The 19,898-nt window shown below is 70.9% G+C and carries 13 protein-coding genes; 5 read left to right on the top strand and 8 right to left on the bottom strand.

The genetic code is table 11. From position 1 onward, the window contains the following. Positions 1–464 precede the first annotated feature (464 nt). Both AB0J69_RS05185 and AB0J69_RS05180 read right to left on the bottom strand, forming a co-directional pair. Positions 465–1,205 carry a peroxide stress protein YaaA gene (locus AB0J69_RS05185; protein ID WP_364113043.1) on the bottom strand — a complete coding sequence of 247 codons (741 nt, stop codon included), beginning with the start codon at positions 1,203–1,205 and terminating at the stop codon, positions 465–467. Positions 1,206–1,551: 346 nt separating this feature from the next. Beyond that, positions 1,552–1,782 (bottom strand): hypothetical protein, encoded by a 231-nt coding sequence (locus AB0J69_RS05180; protein WP_349451734.1) that lies wholly within the window; start codon positions 1,780–1,782, stop codon positions 1,552–1,554. Between the two features lie 247 nt (positions 1,783–2,029). Between AB0J69_RS05180 and AB0J69_RS05175 the strand changes: the two genes are divergently transcribed. Then, complete coding sequence (locus AB0J69_RS05175) at positions 2,030–4,096, top strand: DNA topoisomerase IV subunit B (protein ID WP_364113041.1); 2,067 nt, start codon at positions 2,030–2,032, stop codon at positions 4,094–4,096. A 599-nt stretch (positions 4,097–4,695) separates the two neighbouring features. Here the strand turns inward: AB0J69_RS05175 and AB0J69_RS05170 are convergent. Beyond that, on the bottom strand, positions 4,696–5,190 hold the full coding sequence (locus AB0J69_RS05170) for a carbonic anhydrase (protein ID WP_364113039.1): 495 nt from the start codon (positions 5,188–5,190) through the stop codon (positions 4,696–4,698). Positions 5,191–5,328: 138 nt separating this feature from the next. On the opposite strand from AB0J69_RS05170, the gene AB0J69_RS05165 reads away from it, so the two are divergent. Next, positions 5,329–5,643, top strand: a complete 315-nt coding sequence (locus tag AB0J69_RS05165) for a hypothetical protein (protein ID WP_364113037.1) — start codon at positions 5,329–5,331, stop codon at positions 5,641–5,643. 494 nt (positions 5,644–6,137) lie between these two features. Here the strand turns inward: AB0J69_RS05165 and AB0J69_RS05160 are convergent, their stop codons facing one another. Beyond that, positions 6,138–6,701 (bottom strand): thioredoxin family protein, encoded by a 564-nt coding sequence (locus AB0J69_RS05160; protein WP_364113035.1) that lies wholly within the window; start codon positions 6,699–6,701, stop codon positions 6,138–6,140. 34 nt (positions 6,702–6,735) lie between these two features. On the opposite strand from AB0J69_RS05160, the gene AB0J69_RS05155 reads away from it, so the two are divergent. Next, entirely contained in the window at positions 6,736–7,107 is a 372-nt protein-coding gene (locus AB0J69_RS05155; RefSeq protein ID WP_364113033.1) for a VOC family protein, read from the top strand. A 177-nt stretch (positions 7,108–7,284) separates the two neighbouring features. Here the strand turns inward: AB0J69_RS05155 and AB0J69_RS05150 are convergent, their stop codons facing one another. Next, positions 7,285–10,335, bottom strand: a complete 3,051-nt coding sequence (locus AB0J69_RS05150) for a glycoside hydrolase family 3 N-terminal domain-containing protein (protein ID WP_364113031.1) — start codon at positions 10,333–10,335, stop codon at positions 7,285–7,287. Between the two features lie 107 nt (positions 10,336–10,442). Next, positions 10,443–12,941 (bottom strand): DNA topoisomerase IV subunit A, encoded by a 2,499-nt coding sequence (locus AB0J69_RS05145; RefSeq protein WP_364113029.1) that lies wholly within the window; start codon positions 12,939–12,941, stop codon positions 10,443–10,445. A 344-nt stretch (positions 12,942–13,285) separates the two neighbouring features. Here AB0J69_RS05145 and AB0J69_RS05140 point away from each other — a divergent pair, with 344 nt between their 5' ends. Then, a complete protein-coding gene (locus AB0J69_RS05140) occupies positions 13,286–14,107 on the top strand; it encodes a TauD/TfdA family dioxygenase (protein ID WP_364113027.1) in 822 nt (273 codons plus the stop codon). Positions 14,108–14,110: 3 nt separating this feature from the next. On the opposite strand, the gene AB0J69_RS05135 is transcribed toward AB0J69_RS05140, so the two are convergent. After that, positions 14,111–14,941: a hypothetical protein gene (locus AB0J69_RS05135; RefSeq protein ID WP_364113025.1), complete on the bottom strand. Its 831-nt coding sequence runs from the start codon at positions 14,939–14,941 to the stop codon at positions 14,111–14,113. Positions 14,942–15,075: 134 nt separating this feature from the next. Here AB0J69_RS05135 and AB0J69_RS05130 point away from each other — a divergent pair, with 134 nt between their 5' ends. Then, a complete protein-coding gene (locus AB0J69_RS05130) occupies positions 15,076–17,190 on the top strand; it encodes a RecQ family ATP-dependent DNA helicase (RefSeq protein ID WP_364113023.1) in 2,115 nt (704 codons plus the stop codon). Here the strand turns inward: AB0J69_RS05130 and AB0J69_RS05125 are convergent. Further along, the gene (locus AB0J69_RS05125; protein ID WP_364113021.1) at positions 17,183–19,894 is read right to left on the bottom strand and encodes an ABC transporter substrate-binding protein; all 2,712 of its coding nucleotides are present in this window, start codon (positions 19,892–19,894) and stop codon (positions 17,183–17,185) included. The genes AB0J69_RS05130 and AB0J69_RS05125 overlap by 8 nt on opposite strands. Between the last annotated feature and the right edge of the window lie 4 nt (positions 19,895–19,898).

Below are 19,898 nucleotides of genomic sequence, written 5' to 3'. Positions count from 1 at the left end.
TTCCGCTTCCGCGCTGGCTTTCGCTCCGCCCTGGCTTTCGCTCCGCCCTGGCTTCCGCTTTCGCTTCCGCTTTCGCTTCCGCTTTCGCTTCCGCTTTCGCTTCCGCTTCCGCGCCCCTGGGTTCCTGAGCCCCCGGGTTCCGGTCCCCGCTACCGCGTCTGCGTGCACGCGTCGGAGTCGGCTCTTCGCCCGCCGGGCTAACGTCGGACCCGGGCGCGCTTCTCGGCAGCAGCCACCAGCGCCCGGCCAGACGGTGCCCCGGCACGGCGATGCCTGCAGCGCTCCAGCCGCAGGTCCACAGCGGCGTTCGGCAGTCGTCCGTGCCTGGGCGCCGTTCTCCACGTGGCGTTCCGTCGCAGGTCGGCCACCATACGGCTGTGGAGCACTCGCCGCTCCTCTCCCGAAACCTCCACCGAAGTTCGGTGGGAAGGACGGGCACGGCGGTGCCGCGTGCGGAACAGAAGCTAGTCCGTGACGTGGACGTCCAGGGTCCAGGGGCGGCGGGGGCGGGTGGGTTCGGCGAGGTCGACCGTGTAGCCCAGGGCGTCGAGGGTCTTGGCCAGTTCGTCCGGACCGGCCGGCTCCGCGTCCTGCCGCAGCAGCGCCCGGGCGATCTCACCCCGGGTCGCCTTGGCCATGTGGCTGACGACCTTGCCGTCCCGGAACACCCGCACCGTCACCGATCGCTCGCCCGGCTGCCAGGCGCCCGCGTAGGTGCTCGACCGGAGATCCACCACGAGCCCCGGAACCCGTTCCAGCTCCTTGGTGACGAGCGGACGCCAGAAAGCGGCCAGCCCGCCGAGCGCCGGCATGTTGACGCCCATCGACAGGCGGTACGGCGGAATTCGGTCTGTGATTTTGACCACACCCCAAAGTCCGGAGAAAATCACCAATCTCTCCTCCGCCCGCCTCCGGGACTCCTCGTCCAGGGTGGCCAGCCCGAGGTTGTCGTAGAGCACGCCGGTGTAGAGCTCGGCGGCGGGGAGCGTGGGGGCGGTCTTCAGCTCCGTGTTCTTGGCCAGCTCGCCCGCCAGCCCCGGGGTCAGGCCGAGTACGTCGAGGGCGTCGCGGCGCTTGGAGGCGCGGACGAGCCCGTTCAGGACGCGTTTGCGGGCTTTGTCGAGGGCGGGGAAGGACAACTCGCCGACGGGCGGCCCGTTGCCTTCTGGCGCCTTGCCCTCGGACGGCGGCAACAGGATCAACACAGCTCACTACCTTATTGGCCCTGGTCCGTGCCGCTTTACCAGCCCGACCGGCAGGGCCTCTCGCATCCGTCGGCACCCGCACCACCGGCACCGCGCCGGGAGTCGGTGCGCTGCCTGACAGCAGGCGTCCAAGGCGCCATCCGCGCCGACGGAACCCCTCGCCCACCCACACCCCATAGGCCCGAAACAACCGGCACCCCGCGCGGCGGAGCGTCGGCTGGGGGCGGCATTCCGGCCGGTCGGGGCGGCGTCAGGGGGTGGATTTATGCAGAACGGCGACCCCGGACGGTGCCGGGGTCGCCGTTCTGGTCACGCAATATGTGGTTATCTCACACGACCAGCGCCGTCAGCGCTCGTCGTTGGGGGCAATTGAAGGGGTTTCGCTGAGTCGAGCCGACTCGTCCAGGATGTCGGCGCCCTTTTCACGCAACGCTGCGACGTGCTGACGCCCATGGTGAGCGCAGAACAGCAACTCCCCACCCACAGGCAGGGTTGCGCGAATGTAGGCCTGGGCACCGCAGCGGTCGCAGCGGTCGAGGGCCGTCAGCGGCTTAACGGGGGCGAGAGCTCCAGTCACGTATCGCCTTTCGGGTCACCCCCGCCGAAGCGAGGATCTGGCGTCAGTCACTTGGAACAACATCTAACCGGACGTGGACGTTCCCAACCGCCCCCTCGCTACGCCCAGAGCAGAATGTGTCCCAAAGTAATGACGATCAGCCGGTTGGTAACGGCAAACGTGCCGCCATGGCAAGCTTGTACGCGTGCGCAAGGGAAGAACGGTAGGCTACGCACACGTGTTCGATGCCTAGACCAGGGGAGCTGGAGTGACGCTAGTGGAGGCGGGTTACACAGCTCGTCACCTGTCGGTGCTTGAGGGCCTCGAGGCCGTTCGCAAGCGCCCGGGCATGTATATCGGGTCCACCGACAGTCGCGGGCTGATGCACTGCCTCTGGGAGATCGTGGACAACGGCGTGGACGAGGCGCTGGCGGGGCACTGCGACCGGATCGAGGTCGAGCTCTACGCCGACGGCTCGATCGAGGTCCGCGACAACGGCCGGGGCATCCCTGTCGACGTCGAGCCCAAGAGCGGCCTGGCCGGTGTCGAGCTCGTCTACACCAAGCTGCACGCGGGCGGCAAGTTCGGCGGCGGCTCCTACGGTGCCTCCGGCGGCCTGCACGGCGTCGGCGCCTCCGTGGTCAACGCCCTGTCCGCGCGGGTGGACGTGGAGGTCGATCGCGACGGCCTCGTACACGAGATCAGTTTCCGCCGCGGCGTCCCGGGCGTCTTCGACGGTGAAGGGCCCACGGCCAAGTTCAAGAAGAAGTCCGGCCTGCGCCTCGGTGCCAAGCTCCCCAAGAACGTCACCGGCACCCGCGTGCGCTTCTGGGCCGACAAGCAGATCTTCCTGCCCGACGCGGAGGTCTCGCTCGACGAGATCCACGTGCGCCTGCGGCAGACCGCGTTCCTGGTGCCCGGCCTGACCCTGGCCGTCTTCGACAGCAGGCACGAGGAGCGCGTCGAGGAGGAGTTCCGCTTCGACGGCGGCATCTCCGAGTTCACCGAGTTCCTGGCCCGTGACGAGGCCGTCTGCGAGGTGCTGCGCCTGCAGGGCGTGGGCCACTTCCACGAGACCGTGCCGGTGCTCGACGACCAGGGCCACATGACGCCCACCGAGGTGCAGCGCGAGCTGACCGTGGACGTGGCGGTCCGCTGGGGCAAGGGCTACGAGTCCACCGTGCGCTCGTTCGTCAACGTGATCTCCACGCCCAAGGGCGGCACCCACCTGACCGGGTTCGAGCGCGGCCTCGTACGCACGATCAACGAGCTGCTGCGTGAGACCCGCCTGCTGAAGAACGGCGACGACCCGGTCACCAAGGACGACATCTCCGAGGGGCTCACCGGCGTGGTGACGGTCAGGGTGCCGGAGCCGCAGTTCGAGGGGCAGACCAAGGAGGTGCTCGGCACCTCCGCGGCCACCCGCATCGTCTCCCACGTGGTCTCGCGCGAGCTCAAGGAGCTGTTCACCAACCCGCCGCGCGGCTACAAGCAGCAGCTCCGGGCCGTGCTGGAGAAGATCGTCGCCGCCGCGAAGGCGCGCATCGCGGCCCGCGAGCACCGTGACAACCAGCGCCGCAAGAGCGCGCTGGAGAACTCCGCGCTTCCCGCCAAGCTGGTCGACTGCCGCAGCGACGCGGTCGATCGCAGCGAGCTGTTCATCGTCGAGGGAGACTCGGCGCTGGGCACGGCCAAGCTGGCCCGCGACTCGGAGTTCCAGGCGTTGCTGCCGATCCGGGGCAAGATCCTCAACGTCCAGAAGGCGTCCGTGAGCGACATGCTCAAGAACGCCGAGTGCGCCGCCATCATCCAGGTGGTCGGGGCCGGGTCGGGGCGTTCGTTCGACATCGAGGCCGCCCGCTACGGCAAGGTCATCCTCATGGCCGACGCCGACGTGGACGGCGCCCACATCCGCTGCCTGCTCCTGACCCTGTTCCACCGCTACATGCGGCCGATGGTGGAGGCCGGCCGGGTGTTCGCCGCCGTGCCGCCGCTGCACCGCATCGAGCTGACCAACCCGGGGCGGGGCAAGGAGAAGTACATCTACTGCTACTCCGACGCCGAGCTGCAGAGGGTGCTGCGCGACCTGGAACGGCGCGGCAAGCGGTGGAAGGACCCGGTGCAGCGCTACAAGGGTCTGGGTGAGATGGACGCCGACCAGCTCGCCGAGACGACGATGGACCCGCGTCACCGCATCCTGCGCCGGGTCCGGATCGAGGACGCCGAGGGTGCCGATGGCATCTTCAACCTGCTGATGGGCAGTGAGGTCGCGCCGCGGCGGGAGTTCATCGTCAACAGCGCGGCCGAAGTGGATCGCGACCACATCGACGCCTAGGTGAGGTTGCCGACGTCCCTCCGCTGGGTGTGGCATGGGTGTCCCCGGGCGTGTCCGGGAATCCCAGTGGCGCGTACGCATGCGTGTGCTCGCGGTCGGGGAGTGACGCGGCCTTGAGCGGGCCGGGCAGCGATGCCGTCTTGGGCGCACGTACGTCTCCGGGACAGGCCGGGCGCCTGTTGAGTCCAGCAAGGGGTGCGAGGGGAGATGACCTGGCCGAAGCCGCCCTTCAAGGGTTCGGGCCGGGTTCGCCTCCAAGGGCTCAGGATGGGTTGGCTTGGCTTCCTGGACTCCGTGGCCCTGGGGGCGCCGGTGGCACGCTTGTGAGGCGCTGTGGGGCCTCTGGGGGGCGCCTACGCGGGCGTGTGGGGGCGTGTGGGGCAGGAAGTACCCGCGAGGGGCGCTGTGGCAGGACGTGAGTGTGGCGTCTCCTGGCCGGCAGCGGGTCCCATGGTCCGGAGCTGGGTCAGCCGGCCACGAGTTGGCCCGTGGCCAGGGGTGGACACCGTTGCCGGGAGAGCGCCGGAGTGGGGCTGAGGGGTCATGTCGCGGCGCAGGGGTGGGCGGAGCGGCGTTGTGAGTGCTTCGCCCACGTTCCGTCAGGCGTGGATGGGGGTCAGGCGGCCTGTGTGGACGTCGTAGATGGCGCCGGCCACCGGCATGCCCTCCGGTAGGAACGGGGTGCTGCGGATGCGCGTGAGGTCGTGCCGCAGAGCCTCGTTCTGGTCGGGGACCGTGTGGAACTCCAGGCTGCGGGTGTCCACTCCCCGCTCCTGGGTCAAAGCGTGTACGTCCGAGTCCGACACCTTGGACATCCCGCAGTCGGTGTGCGGCATGACGAGCACCCGCTCCACCCCGAGCACGTAAACGGCCAGCACCAGGGTACGCAGGACGTCGTCCGTCACCCGGGCACCGGCGTTGCGCAGGATCTTGGCGTCGCCGGGCTTCAGCCCGAGCAGCCCCAGCGGGTCGATACGCGAATCCATGCAGGTCACGACAGCCAGCCCACGGGCTGCGCGGCCGGTCAGTCCAGAGCTCCCGAACCTCTTGGCAAACTTCGCGTTGGCGGCATACAGGTCGTCGAACGCACTCATGCCACAAATAATCCCGCACGCCTCAAAGCTGTTGACGGCGGGGTGGCGAATGCCCGGACTTGGCAAACCTCCCACGAAACGACGTCACCTTGAGTGATGATGTCGTAGCCGTATGTACGTGATCAAAGAAGGTTAGTCGTGAGTAGGTCAGAATCGCTTGCCGCGTATCTCCGTGCTCAAGCCTGGCGCCGCCTCGACCGCGTGGAGTCCAGGGACGACGGCCGCAACGCCAAATGCGCCCTGGCGCTCCTCGACACCGCCGCCTACGCGGCCGGCCTCCCCGAGGACGACCCGCTCATCCTGATGCTGGATCAGGCGGGTTGCTTCGGTCCGCTGGGGTGCGAGGGCTTCGATCCGGGAGAGGCGGGCACCAAGCTGATCCGGCACTGGGAGGGCGGGGAACCGCACGAACTGCTGCTGGCCCTGCCGGCGGCGATCGCCGCGTCGACCTGAGGGGCGGACGCCGCCGAAGCGGGCGCCCGCCCTTCCGGGCCGGCGTTGGCCCACGCGTCCGGATGGGCGTCGTCCACTCGCACATTCGGGCGGGTGCCGGGAGGTGGGTGGCGACCGGCACAGCGCTGCCTGCCGCCATCGGCACAGCGCTGTCATGCGCTCGTGGACGCTCGTGGAAGCCCCCGGGCCCACTGGTGGGGATGGGGGGCCGTGGAGCGCTGCGCCCGCCGGTGGGGAGGTGGCGGTCCGCTGGTGGTGAGGCGCCGCCACCTTCAACGCTCGCCAGTGTGTGAGGCGCGGCCGCCCCCGCCGCCCACCGGCGGGGAGGCGCCGTGGAGTGCTGTGCTCGCCGGTGGGTGAGGGGTGGAGTGCGGTGCCCAGCGGCCGGCTGAGGTCGATCAGCCGGCTTCCCGTCTCCAAGGCGTCGAGGGGCGAAGGTGGCGGCCTCAATGGATGTCGTGCTGGGCGGGCGCCACGCCCACGTCGTCGTCGGTTCAGGTGGGTTCGTTCCCCGGCTTCCACTTGATGCCGCACCCGAGTGACGGATTCTGCTCCTCGGCCACCGGCTCCCCGTCGAGCAGGGCGTCGATGGCGGCTCGTAGCGACTCGCCGGTCACCGGTACGGAGTTGCCCGGCCGGGCGCCGTCGAACTCGCCCCGGTAGACGAGCCGGAAATGGGCGTCGTACAGGAAGAAGTCGGGCGTGCAGGCCGCCCGGTAGGCCTTGGCCACGTCCTGGGTGTCGTCCAGCAGGTACGGGAACGTGAACCCGGCCCGGCGGGCCTGCTCCGCCAGGTGTGTGGGGTCGTCGTCGGGGTAGTTCACGCTGTCGTTGCTGCAGATGGCCACGATCGACAACCTCGCGCCGTAGTCACCGGCCAGGGCGCCGAGACCGGATTCGATGTGCCGCACGTACGGGCAGTGGTTCGAGAGGAAGGCCACGAGGGTGGCGGGAGAGTCCTTCAGGTCTTCGAGCGAAACGCTGCCGCCGTCGATGGCGGTCAGGTCGAAGGCGGGTGCGGGAGTGCCGAGCGGAACCATGAACGAGTTGGCAGCCATGGCATCCATTGTCGTCTGAGAAGGGTGGAGATCGATGGGCGGCATCGCCGAGTTCAGGAGCGTCGTGCTGGATTGCCCTGATCCCAAGGGACTGGCCGAGTTCTACTCCAACCTGCTGGGCTGGCCGGTCACGTCGGTCGAGGACGAGTGGGTGGTCGTCAGCGACGGCGGCCCGCCCAAGAGGCTGGCCTTCCAGCTCGCGCCCGACTACCAGCCGCCCGTGTGGCCGAGCCCCGACCGGCCGCAGCAGTTCCACCTCGACCTGCGAGTCCCCGACCTCGACGAGGCCGAGCAGCAGGCGATCAAGATCGGCGCGACCAAGCACCACCACCAGCCAAGCGAGGATGACAGCTTCCGGGTGTTCCTCGACCCGGCGGGGCACACGTTCTGCCTCTGCCGGGTCTGAAAGCCCGCCACGACTGACGCGGCGACCGGGCCGGGCGATGGGGACTGCTCCCGGCCCGGGAGGAGGGGCCGGCCCCCGAGCGGGGCCGGCCCTTCGTGATGGTCCGGCCCCAAGCGAGGGCCGTTTCTCGTGATGGTCGGGAGGGCAGGCCCGGCGGCGGGCAGGCCCTCCCGACGGTCAGCGGCTCGCCTGGGCCAGCAGGTCCACCGCCTTCTTCGGGTTGCCCGCCGCGAGCTCGTGGTCGGCCGACGCCTGCAGGTCGGCTCGCTTGCCGGCCTTCTGCGCCACGTCCCTGGCCACCGAGACGACGGCGTCGCCGACGGCGTACGAGTCGCTCTTCGAGCGTTCGAGCAGCGCTGCGGCCGCTCCCAGCGCCCCCAGGACCGCCCGCGGGTCGCGGATGGAGCCGTCGGCGTTCCAGAGACGGCCGGACAGGGCGAGGGTCAGCGCCGCGGCGGCGGCCTTGGACGCGCCGTCACCGCGGGCCAGCTCGTCCCGCGCGGCCTTGAGCCGGTCGCGGGCGGGATCGGTGCGCAGGCCCCACCCGTACGGGAACAGCGGATCGTACGAGGCGTCGCCCACGTTGATCGGCAACTGCTCGACCGACCGGAACCAGGTGAACGGCAGCCGCCCGGTGTACGGCACCGCCCCGAACAGCGGGTCGGCCACCCCGTCGCCCTCGGTGCCCGGCAGCCAGGACGCCACCACGGCCTCGACACCCGACAGGTCGCCCAGCAGCATCGGCCGCCCGGAGACCACCAGGACGGCGCACTTCATGGCCCCGCACACCTTGTCGACCGCCGCCCGGTCGGCCGCCGACAGGTCCAGTGTGCGCCCGGCGCGGCCCACGTCGCCCTGCCCCTCGGCGTACGGCGTCTCGCCCACCACCACGACACCCACGTCGTGCCCGGCCAGGTCGGCGGAGGCGTCGCGGGAGTAGGTCACGGAGGCGGCGCGGGAGCGGACGGCCTGCAGGATGGTGGTGCCGGGCGTGATCGGCCCGGAGGAGCCCTGCCAGGTGATCGTCCAGCCGCCGGACTGGTTGCCGATGTCGTCGGCGTTGGAGCCGGCCACGTACACCTTGGCGTCGCCGCGCAGCGGCAGCAGGCCGCCGTCGTTCTTCAGCAGCACCTGCGACCTGGCCGCGGCGGTGCGGGCGACCGCGCGGTGCGGCGCCGAGCCGACGTCGCCGATGCGGGAGCGGTCGGCGTACGGGCGCTCGAACAGCCCCAGCCGGAACTTCTGGGTCAGGATCCTGGCCACCGCGTCGTCCACCCGCGACACCGGCACCCGCCCGGCCTCGACCTCGGCCTTGAGCGTGCCGGTGAACTGCGGGTACGCGTACGGCACCATGATCATGTCGAGCCCGGCGTTGACCGACGTGCGCACGTCGGCCGGGTAGTCGCCGGGGATCTGGTCGATGGCCTGCCAGTCGCTGATCACGAACCCCTTGAACCCGAGCCGTCCCTTCAGCGTCCCGTTGATCAGCTCGTCGTGGGCGTGCATCTTCAGCGGCCCGTCGCCGAAGTCCACGCTGGAGAACGACGGCATCACGGTGGCGACGCCGCGCCCGACCGCCTCCTCGAACGGCGCCAGGTGGATCGCCGCCAGCTCCTCGCGGCTCGTCCGGGTGACGCCCTGGTCGATCGTGTAGTCGCCGGTCGTCGAGGAGCCGTACGCGGTGCCGCCGTCGCCGACGTAGTGCTTGGCGGTGGCCAGCACCCCGTTGTCCTGCAGCCCGTCGATGACCGTGGCCATCCTGGACACCAGCGCCGGGTCCTCGCCGAACGACTCGTACGCCCGCCCCCAGCGGTCGTCGCGCGACACGCACAGGCACGGCGCGAAGTTCCACGGGATGCCGGTGGCCTTGACCTCCCTGGCGGTGATCTTGCCCGCCTGCTCGACCAGCGCCGGGTCGCGGGCGGCGCCCAGCCCGACGTTGTGCGGGAAGATCGTCGCACCGACCACGTTGTTGTGGCCGTGCACCGCGTCCACACCGTAGATCAGCGGCACCTGCAGGCGCGTCTGCCGGGCCTGGAGCTGGAAGCCGTCGATCATGTCGGCCCACGCCCGCGGCGTGTTCTGCGCGGGTGTCGAGCCGCCGCCGGACAGCAGCGAGCCGAGCCGGTACGTGGCGATGTCGCTCTGCTTGGCCAGCGCCCCGCGCTCGGCCTGCGTCATCTGCCCGATCTTCTCGTCCAGCGTCATCCTGCCCAGCAGGTCGGCGACGCGCTCCCTGACGGGCTTGCGGGCGTTCAGGTACGGCAGGCCGTGGGCGTTGATCACGATGACCGGCGCCTCGGCCGGCGGCCTGGTGCCCGTGCCCGACAGCTCGATCGGGATGGTCTCGGCCAACTCGTCCTGCCCGTCGCGCAGCGTCCTGACCGTGAACGTCTTCTGCGAGCCCGAAGCCGTGCCGGCCGGGAACGTCAGCGTGCCCTGGGCGGCGGTGTAGTCGGCGCCGGGGGTCGCGGTGCCCGTACCGGTCCGGTAGTCCACGGCCAGGTCGGCCGCGAGCGGGGCGTCGCCGGCGGTCGTGATCGTGACGCCGACCCGCACCTCACCCTTCTCGTTCACCGGGTAGACCGGCGCGTCGGCGGACAGGCGCACCGGTCGCGGGGGCGCGGTCCCGTACAGCTGGACCTCGTCCCACGTCAGCGTGCCCGACGTGGTGGGCAGGCGCATCGAGTAGCCCCACACGGCGACCAGGTCCAGCTCGCCGTCGGTCGGCGCGCCGCCGGGCTGGTAGTCGGTGCGGCGGGTGAAGCTCGCGAACGGCACCTCGACCTTGCGCCAGCCCGCCGCGTCGTCGGTGAACGACGACTCGAACAGCTCCGCGTTGCCCGGCCCGCCGCCGCCGTCCTTGAGCTCGAAGAAGATCCGCTGTCCCGAGCCGGTGCCGTTCACCCAGAAGGAGAAGCCCTCGTACGGGGACCAGTCCTGCGTGGCCGGCAGGTCATGGGACCAGCCGCCCCACTGGCTGATGGTGTAGACGGACTTGAGCACCCGGTTCGTCGCGGACGCGCCGGGCCGGTCCGCGCCGGGCTCGATCGTGAGCGTGGGGGTCGAGGCCGCGTCGTTGCCCCAGGCGTACACACCGGCGGGCACGCCGTCCGACTCGAAGTCGGTGATCGTGAGCGGTTCGGCGGCCGCCAGGGCGGGCGGGGCCACGATGAGTGAGGCGAGGAGGGTGAGGGCCACCCATAACGGGCGTCTGGCTCGGAACACGGTACCTCCATCAGGGAGAGAGCGCTCTCCCTGATGAGATCGGCCGTGGCCCGCGTTTCATAACAGGATCGGCGGGGCCGATGTGAACCACCGGCCCCGGCGCCCGGCTATTCGTCCGCCGGCGGCTGCTCCGAGGGCCCGCTCGGCAGGGCCTCGGGCCCTGAGGCCAGGGCGCCGCCGACCGCGCCGATGGTGTGCGTCAGGCGCACGCCCGACCCGTCGCGGCGGCCCACCTCCTCCGGCAGCGGCACCGGCTTGCCCACCGCCGAGACCGCCTTGGCGGGCGCCGGGCCGGCCCAGGCCAGCAGCAGCTCGTCCTCGCCCTTGAGGAAGCGCTGGGCCCGCACCCCGCCCGTGGCCCGCCCCTTGGCGGGGAACTCGGCATAGTCGGACACCTTGCCGCCGCCCACCTGCGTGCCGGGCAGCGCCGTGGAGGAGCCCGCGACGGTGACGACCACCGAGGGCAGCGCGGGATCGACCACGCCGAACCAGATCACCTTGGCCCCGTCGTCGAGCCGGATGCCGGCCATGCCGCCGGCCGGGCGGCCCTGCGGCCGCACCAGCGCGGCCTGGTAGCGCAACATCTGGGCGTCGGAGGAGATGAACACCAGGTCGTGGGACTCGGACACCAGCTCGACGGCGCCCACCACGCTGTCGCCGTCCTTCAACGTGATCACTTCGAAGTCGTCGCGGTTGGCCGGATAGTCGGGCACCACCCGTTTGACCACGCCCTGCGCCGTGCCGAGGGCCAGCCCGGGGCCATCGGGATCGAGGGAGCCGAGGCCGACCACCTTCTCGTCGGGTTGCAGCGACACGTATTCGGCCACCGGGTGCCCGCCCGACAGCGACGGCGGGTTGGCCGAGGGCGGCAGCGTCGGCAGGTCGACGACCTGGACGCGGATCAGCCGGCCCAGCGACGTGACCACGCCGACCTCCCCGCGTACGGACGTGCGTACGACGCTGACCAGCACGTCGTGCGCCGCACGCTCGCCCTCGCCGGCCAGCGGCGTGGCGTCGGAGGTGCGCGCCAGCAGGCCGGTCGAGGACAGCATGGCCAGGCACGGGTCGTCGGCCACCTGCAGCGACACGACCGGGGTGCGGGTGACGCCGGGCGCCTCCAGCAGGACCGTGCGGCGCGGCGTGCCGTATTTCTTCGCCACGTCGGCCAGCTCGCCCGAGACCACCCCCCGCAGCTTCGTCTCCGAGGACAGGATCTCCGTCAGCTTGGCGATCTCGTCGGTGAGCGTCTCCTTCTCCCGATCGAGCTCGAGCTTGTCGTATCGGGTCAGGCGGCGCAGCGGCGTCTCGAGGATGTAGGCGGCCTGGATGTCGGTCAGGCTGAACACGTCCATCAACCGCGTCCGCGCCTGCGCCGAGTCGTCGGAGGAGCGGATGACCTGGATGACCTCGTCGATGTTGAGCAACGCGATGATCAGGCCGTCGACGAGGTGCAGGCGCTCCTCGCGCTTGCGGCGCCGGAACTCCGACCGGCGGCGCACGACCTCGATCCGGTGGTCGACGTAGACCTGGAGCATCTCGCGCAGGCCGAGGGTGCGCGGCTCGCCGTCGACCAGGGCGACGTTGTTGATGCCGAACGACTCCTCCATCGGCGTCAGCCGGTAGAGCTCCTCGAGGACCGCCTCGGGGATGAAGCCGTTCTTGATCTCGATGACCAGCCGCAGGCCCTTGTGCCGGTCGGTGAGGTCTTTGAGGTCGGCGATGCCCTGGAGCTTCTTGCTGGTCACCAGCTCCTTGATCTTGGTGACCACGCGTTCGGGGCCCACGTTGTAGGGCAGCTCGGTGACGATGATGCCCTTGCGGCGCGGCGTGATCTGCTCGACCGTGCACTTGGCCCGCATGCGGAACGTGCCACGCCCGGTCTCGTAGGCGTCGCGCACGCCCTGCAGCCCGATGATCGTGCCGCCCGTCGGCAGGTCGGGACCCGGCACGAACCTCATCAGCTCGTCGAGCGTCGCGTCCGGCTTCTTGATCAGGTGCCGGGCGGCGGCCACGACCTCGGTGAGGTTGTGCGGGGCCATGTTGGTGGCCATGCCGACCGCGATGCCGCTGGTGCCGTTGACCAGCAGGTTGGGGAACGCCGACGGCATGACCGTGGGCTCGGTCTCCTGGCCGTCGTAGTTGGGCTTGAAGTTGACGGTGTCCTCGTCGAGCGACTCCACCATCAACATCGCCGCCGGGGCCAGCCTGGCCTCGGTGTAACGCATGGCGGCCGGCAGGTCGTCGGGCGAGCCGAAGTTGCCGTGCCCGTCGACCAGCGGCAGGCGCATCGAGAACGGCTGCGCCAGGCGCACCAGGGCGTCGTAGATGGCGCTGTCACCGTGGGGGTGCAGCTTGCCCATGACGTCGCCGACGACGCGGGAGGACTTGACGTGCCCCCGCTCGGGGCGCAGGCCCATCTCGCTCATCGAGTAGAGGATGCGCCGCTGCACCGGCTTGAGACCGTCACGAGCGTCGGGCAGCGCCCGCTGGTAGATCACTGAGTATGCGTACTCGAGGTAGCTCGCGCGCATCTCGGAGGAGACGTCGATATCGACGATCCGCTCCTCGAAGTCGTCAGGTGGGGGTGCAGTCGTGCGTCGGGCCATCTTGTGCTGCGCGGCTGCCTCGGCCGTCGCGCCGAGGGGAAGCGCATCCTCCTTCTGCTCTTGTGCTTAAACCGTAGCCGTCAGCCCGCTGGAGAAGCGTCAGATCGGCGTGCGAGGCGTCGACGTAACCCGGGCGCCCCTGGAGATGATGACACGAGCCGCGTCTCCTGTGGCGTATCGATGGCGTTGATCACGTCTCGCCTCCTGCGGGCTCCAGAGCCCCGATGCTACTCGATGTCCGCCACTTATCGCAGACATGTTCGATCCGGTGGAACGGCCTTGACCAAGCAATTGCTTGGGTCGTACGTTCGGGTCGAGGGTTCCCACCTGGATACGGAGGCGTCATGATCGAGTTCCATCCCGTGACCAAGCACATCGGCGCCGAGGTCACCGGGGTCGATCTGCGCAAGCCGCTGTCGCAGGAGGAGGTCGCGACCCTGCGGGCGGGGTGGCTCGAGCACCTCGTCCTCTTCTTCCGCGACCAGCCCATCGACGACGAGCAGCACCTGCAGTTCGCCCTGAACTTCGGCACGCTGAACCACCCCGCCTTCAAGAAGGACGCCACCAGCCCCATCCACGTGCTCGACCAGACCTCGCCCAAGGGTGAGGGCGGCGACGAGTGGCACAGCGACAACACCTTCGAGCCGACCCCGCCGATGGGCTCGCTGCTGCGCTGCGTGCAGCTCCCGAGCGTGGGCGGGGACACCTGCTGGGCGAACACGTACCTGGCGTACGAGACGCTCTCGCCGCCGATCCAGCGCCTGTGCGACGAGCTGACCGCCGTGCACGACATCACCATGTCGATGACGAAGGCGATCTCGAAGGGGCACCCGTTCGACCTGGCGGAGATCCAGGCCAAGTGGCCGCCGATCGAGCGCCCGGTGGTACGCGTGCACGCCGAGACCGGCCGCAAGGCGCTCTTCGTCAACCGGGCCTCCACCACCCGCCTCGTCGGGCTGAGCGACCGGGAGAACGAGGCGCTGCTGCCGTACCTGATCGACCACATCCGCTCCCCGGAGTTCCAGCTCCGCCTGCGCTGGCGGCCCGGCACCCTGGCCTTCTGGGACAACCGGCCGACGCAGCACTACGCGGTGGCCGACTACACCGAGCGCCGGCGCATGCACCGCGTCACCATCAACGCCTTCCCGGAGCACGCCGACCGGTAACTTTCACAGCCTGAAGTAGGCCCAGGCGATCCACGTGCAGATCAGGAACGTCAGGGCCTCCACGCCGTACGCGATGTTGCGTCCGGTCGGGCCGAAGAGCACGAAGGCGGCGGCCGCCACCGTGCAGCCGACGGTGAGCAGCAGGTCGACCAGGCCCAGGACGATCGCCAGCGCCAGGCGGACCAGGAACCACAGGAACCCGAGGCCGAGCCAGCTGGTCATGGTGGAGTCGTCGTACGCCCACCGGGACAGCGCCATGGGCGAGTAGAAGGAGCCGTCCCAGTACGCCTGCCACCGGTCGCCGATGGTCGAGCCGCGCTCCTGGACGACGGGCTGGGCGCCCTTGAACTCGATGGTCTGGACGCTGCCGTCGGTCACGTCGATGAGCACCTGCCGGTCGACGACCTGGATCACGGCCGTGCCGTTGACCACGGCCGTGAACTGGCCCGAGCCGCTCTTGATCTTGTAGATGTGGTCGAATCCGGCGATCTCCGGATGGTCGGCGCTCCCGAGGCCGTCGCGGATGATGACGTAGAGGGAGTCCGCCTCTTTGTCGGGCAGGCTGTACTCGGCCCCGATGGAGAAGACCCCGATCGGCGTGACGAGCGAGGTCTCTCCCGCGAGCTTCACCTCGCCGTTGGCCCATTCGAGCTTCACCGGCAGGAAGGCCGGGTGGTACGACGCCTTGACGTTGGTGCCCGCACAGCCGGCCGTGGCCAGGACCATGGCCGCCAGGAGCACCCGGGCGAAGATTCGTAAATGGTCGACTGCGTTGCTCTCCCGGCGGCGCGCGTTCGTCGCCGGGGCTACCGGCGCGCTGGCCAGCCCCGTCATCAGCCCTCCTGCGGGCGGCGATCCGGTGGTGTGTCTGCTCCAACGTCCCGTCGAACCCCACAGTTCCGGAGAATGGGCACCCGGTATGGGCACAGCGGGCGCATTCCGTCGGCCGGAGCTGGTAACAAGGAGGCATGATTGACGCCCCCGATGCCGCGATGCTGCGTGAAGAGGCCGAGGAGCGCCTGCGGGCGCTGGCGGGCGAGCACGCCGTGCTCCGAGAAGACCAGTGGGCCGCCATCGAGGCGCTCGTGGTCGATCGCCGCAGGGTGCTCGTCGTGCAGCGCACCGGCTGGGGCAAGTCGGCCGTCTACTTCGTGGCCACCTCGCTGCTGCGCGAGCTCGGCGAGGGCCCCACGGTCATCGTCTCGCCGCTGCTGGCCCTCATGCGCAACCAGATCGCCGCCGCCGAGCGCGCGGGCATCCGAGCCGTCACGATCAACTCCGCCAACCCGGAGGCGTGGGAGGAGATCTACGGCCAGGTCGCCGACGGCATGGTCGACGTGCTGCTGGTCAGCCCCGAGCGGCTCAACAACCCCGACTTCCGCGACAACGTCCTGCCCGAGTTGGCCGAGAGCGCCGGGCTCGTGGTGGTCGACGAGGCCCACTGCATCTCCGACTGGGGCCACGACTTCAGGCCCGACTACCGCAGGCTGTCCACGCTGTTCGCGGACCTGCCGCCGGGCATCCCCGTCCTGGCCACCACCGCCACCGCCAACGCCCGCGTCACCCGCGACGTGGCCGAGCAGCTCCGCCTGCCCGCCGAGCTGCGGCCCGACGGGGACGACACGCTCGTCCTGCGCGGGCCGCTGGAGCGTGAGAGCCTGCACCTGGGCGTCGTCCGCCTGCCCACCGCCGAGCAGCGCCTGGCCTGGCTGGCCCAGACGCTGCGCGAGCTGCCCGGCTCCGGCATCGTCTACACCCTCACCGTGGCCGCCGCCCACGAGATCTCCGGCTACCTGCGCGAGCAGGGGCTGGAGGTGGCCGCCTACTCAGGCCAGACCGAGCCGGCCGAGCGGCTGGCGGCCGAGGACGCGCTGCTCAACAACAAGATCAAGGCACTGGTGGCCACGAGCGCGCTCGGGATGGGGTTCGACAAGCCCGACCTGGGGTTCGTGGTGCATGTGGGGGCGCCGCAGTCGCCGGTCGCCTACTACCAGCAGGTCGGCCGGGCCGGGCGCGGTGTCGAGCGGGCCGAGGTGATCCTGCTGCCCGGCGTCGAAGACCGCGACATCTGGGCCTACTTCGCCTCGCTGGCCTTCCCGCCCGAGCCCGTCGTCCGCACCACGCTCCAGACCCTGGAGGAGCGCGGCCTCATGTCCACCCCGGCCCTCGAGAGCGCCGTCGACCTGAGCCGCAGCCGCCTGGAGATGATGCTCAAGGTGCTCGACGTGGACGGCGCCGTCCGCCGGGTGAAGGGCGGCTGGGAGGCCACCGGGGAGCCGTGGGCGTACGACGGCGAGCGCTACTCCCGCATCGCCGCCGAGCGCCGGGCCGAGCAGGACGCCATGCTCGCCTACCTGACGACGACCGAGTGCCGCGAGCAGTTCCTGCGCAGGCACCTCGACGACGACAGCGCCACACCGTGCGGGCGCTGCGACAACTGCACCGGGCGGCACCGCTCGCCCGAGATCGGCGCGCAGGCCGTGGAGAGCGCGCGCGAGCGGCTGAGCAGGCCCGGCGTGGAGATCGAGGCCCGCAAGCAGTGGCCGACCGGCCTGTCCGACCTGTCCGGGCGGATCAAGCCCGAGCTGGGTGCCGAGCCGGGCAGGGCGCTCGGGCGGCTGACCGACATCGGGTGGGGCAACCGCCTGCGGGAGCTGTTCGCCCGCGAGGACGGGCCGATGGCCGACGACATGTTCGCGGCCGTGATCAAGGTCCTGTCGGCGTGGGACTGGCGCGAGCGCCCGGTCGCGGTGGTCAGCGTGCCGTCCGCGACGCGGCCCAAGCTGGTGCGCGGCTTCGCCGAGCGGCTGGCGCAGGTCGGGCGGCTGTCCTACCTGGGTGAGCTGGGCTACCGCGCGGGCTCGCCCGGGCAGCAGTTCAACAGCGCCAAGCGGGTGCAGGCGATCAGGGGCACGCTGGCCATGCCGAAGGACCTGGGCGTCGCCATCGCCCAGTGCGGCGGGCCCGTCCTGCTCGTGGACGACCGCGTCGACACGGGGTGGACGATGACGCTGGGCGCGGCCCTCGTCCGCCACGCCGGCGCGCCGGCCGTGCTCCCCCTGGCCCTGGCGACCGTCAGCTGACGCCCATGGTGAGCAGGTCGTAGTCCCCGTACACCGGGCTCACGTGGACGTTCGCGGCGTTCCGGCCGCGCAGCAGCAGCGGCACCTGCCAGGCCATCGGCACGAGCACGTGCTCGTCGGCCAGCGACCGTTCGACCCGAGACCACAGCTCGGCCCGCTCTGAGCTGTCCAGCTCCTTCCTGGCCTGGTCGATGAGGTCGTCGATGCTCCGGACGCGGACGCTCACGTTGATCGAGTACGACTCCTCGTTGATCTGCCTGCTGTCCGCCACCAGCGACAGGAACGACTCGGGGTCGGGCCAGTCCGGGGACCAGCCCTTGGCGATCAGCCCGATCCCGTGCTCCTTGAGGTAGTCGGGGCTGCCGCCCTTCTTCTCGTGGAACTCCGCGATGGGGACGCGCTCCAGGCTGACGTCGATGTCCACCTCGGCCAGCGCCTTCTGGACGGCCTCGGCGGCGCGGGCCTCGGCGGGCAGGTCGCGGTAGACGTACTTGGCCTTGAACCCGTTCGGCTGCCCGCACTTGACCAGCGACTGCCGGGCGGCCCCCGGGTCGCCCTCCGGGTGGAGGTCCGGGTCGGCGTGGCGGCGGCCGCTGATCGTGGGCGGCAGCAGCGACGTGGGCACGGGCGCCTGCTCGACGCCGTACGCCAGGCGAAGCGCGCTCAGGTCGAGCGCCTGGACGACCGCCCGGCGGCAGTCCGGCCTGTCGAACGGCGGGACCTCCGGGTTGATCGCCAGGAGCCGGACGCCGGTGGTGACGGGCGCGTCGGCCCGCGCCTTGAGCGCCGGGTCGGCGAGCACCCCGGGCACGTCGTCCCGCGCGACGCTCGGGCCGACGTCGGCGGTGCCGTCCCGGAGCCGCCGGTCGGCGTCCTCGGGGAGGACGCCGTAGTCGAGCTCGTACGAGTCGGGGAGCGGTCGCCGGTTGGGGTCGGTCGCGGCGGACCAGTGCTCGTTGCGCGCCAGGACGACCTTGTTGTCCGTCACGCTCTCCAGCCGGTACGGGCCGGAGGCGAGGACGCTCTTGCCGTACCGGGCCCCCGTGTCCTTGGCGGCGGGCACCGGGACGGTCTCGGGGAGCTGCACGACCTGGTCGAACGTGGAGTACGGGGCCTTCAGGCGGAAGATGATCGTGCGGTCGTCGGGCGTCTCGACGGCCGTGTCGGTGGACACCCCGGGCGACTTGTAGGCCCCCTGGTAGCCGGTGGGGAGGTTGAGCAGGAGGTCCAGATGGGCGGAGCCGTTGGCGAAGTCGGGGTCCATGCTGCGCAGCACGGCGTGCTTGACGTCCTTGGCCAGGATCGGCGAGCCGTCCTGATATTTCAGGCCGTCTCGTAGTTTGTAGGTCCACGTCTTGCCGCCATCGCTCGGCACGCCCAGCGACTCGGCCAGATCCGGCACGATCTGCGTGCCGGCGGCCCCGGGCACCGGCTTGAACATCGTCAGCGACCGGCCGTAGAGCCGCACCAGGTTCAGCGAGTGGGGAGCGTACATGTTGCCGGGGTCGGTGGACTCGATGGTGGAGGTCGAGACGACGCGCAGCGTGCCGCCGGTCTTCGTGGAGGGGTTCGCGACGTTCCCCACGGCCGCCCCGAACGCCGCCGGCGACGGTGCGGCGGAGGCGGCCGTCCCGCCCGTTCCGCTCGGCTGGTCCGCCTGGCGGACCAGCCAGATGGCGGCGGTCACCGCCAGGGTGGTGACCGCCGCGCCGATGGGGATCAGCGCCTTGCGGACCCGCCGGAGCGGCGCGGTGGCGGCAACCGGCGGGGGCGGCCCCGTGCCCCCAGCCGTGCCCCCAGCCGTGCCCCCAGCCGGGCCTTCCCTCGGGCGCCCGACCGGACCCCCGGCCGGAGGCGGCGATGGCCGGAGGGGGATCGGCGGGGAAGTCTGGGCGGCGGGTACGGTGGTGCCGGCCCGGATGAGGTCCCGGACCAGCTGCTCGGCCGTCGGCCGGCACCGGGCGTCCTTGGACAGGCAGGCCCACAGCAGCGGAGCCAGCTCCCCGGGCACCCCGGACAGATCCGGATCCAGGTTGAGGATCCGGTGCATCACCACCGGCAGCGCCCCGACCCCGAACGCCGCCCGCCCCGTGGCCGCGAACACCATCGTCCCCGCCCACGCGAACACGTCGCTCGCCGGAGCGGCCTCCCCGAGGAACTGCTCGGGCGCCATGAAGGCGGGCGTCCCGACGATCCCGGTCGTCATGCTGTGGCTGGCGTCCAGCGCCCGCGCGATGCCGAAGTCGATCACGCGGGGCCCGTCGGGGCCCAGCAGCACGTTGCTCGGCTTGAAGTCCCGGTGCACCACCCCGGCCCCGTGGATGGCGACCAGCGCGGTGGCCGTGGTGACCGCCAGCCGCATCAGTGCCGGCCCGCGCACCGGCCCTTCCGCGGTGACGTGGTGCTGCAGCGAGGGGCCGTCGACGTACTCGCCCACGATGTACGGCTGGTCGTGCACGGTCCCGACCTCGAGCACCCGTGCGGTGCAGAACTCCGCCACCCGCCGGGCCGCCTCGGCCTCGCGGCGGAAGCGGCGTACCTCGGTCGCGTCACCGGCGAACCTGGCGTGCAGCAGCTTGATCGCGACCCGCTCGCCGGACGGCGAGACGCCGAGATAGACGCTGCCCTGGCCGCCCTCGCCGAGAAATCCGATGATCTCGTAGGAGCCGACCGATGGGGGATCGCCCGGTCGTAAGGGACGCACGCCG

The sequence above is a fragment of the Nonomuraea sp. NPDC049709 genome, from assembly GCF_040674815.1.
GTDB lineage: Bacteria > Actinomycetota > Actinomycetes > Streptosporangiales > Streptosporangiaceae > Nonomuraea.
This window is presented reverse-complemented; position numbering and strand designations above follow the sequence as displayed.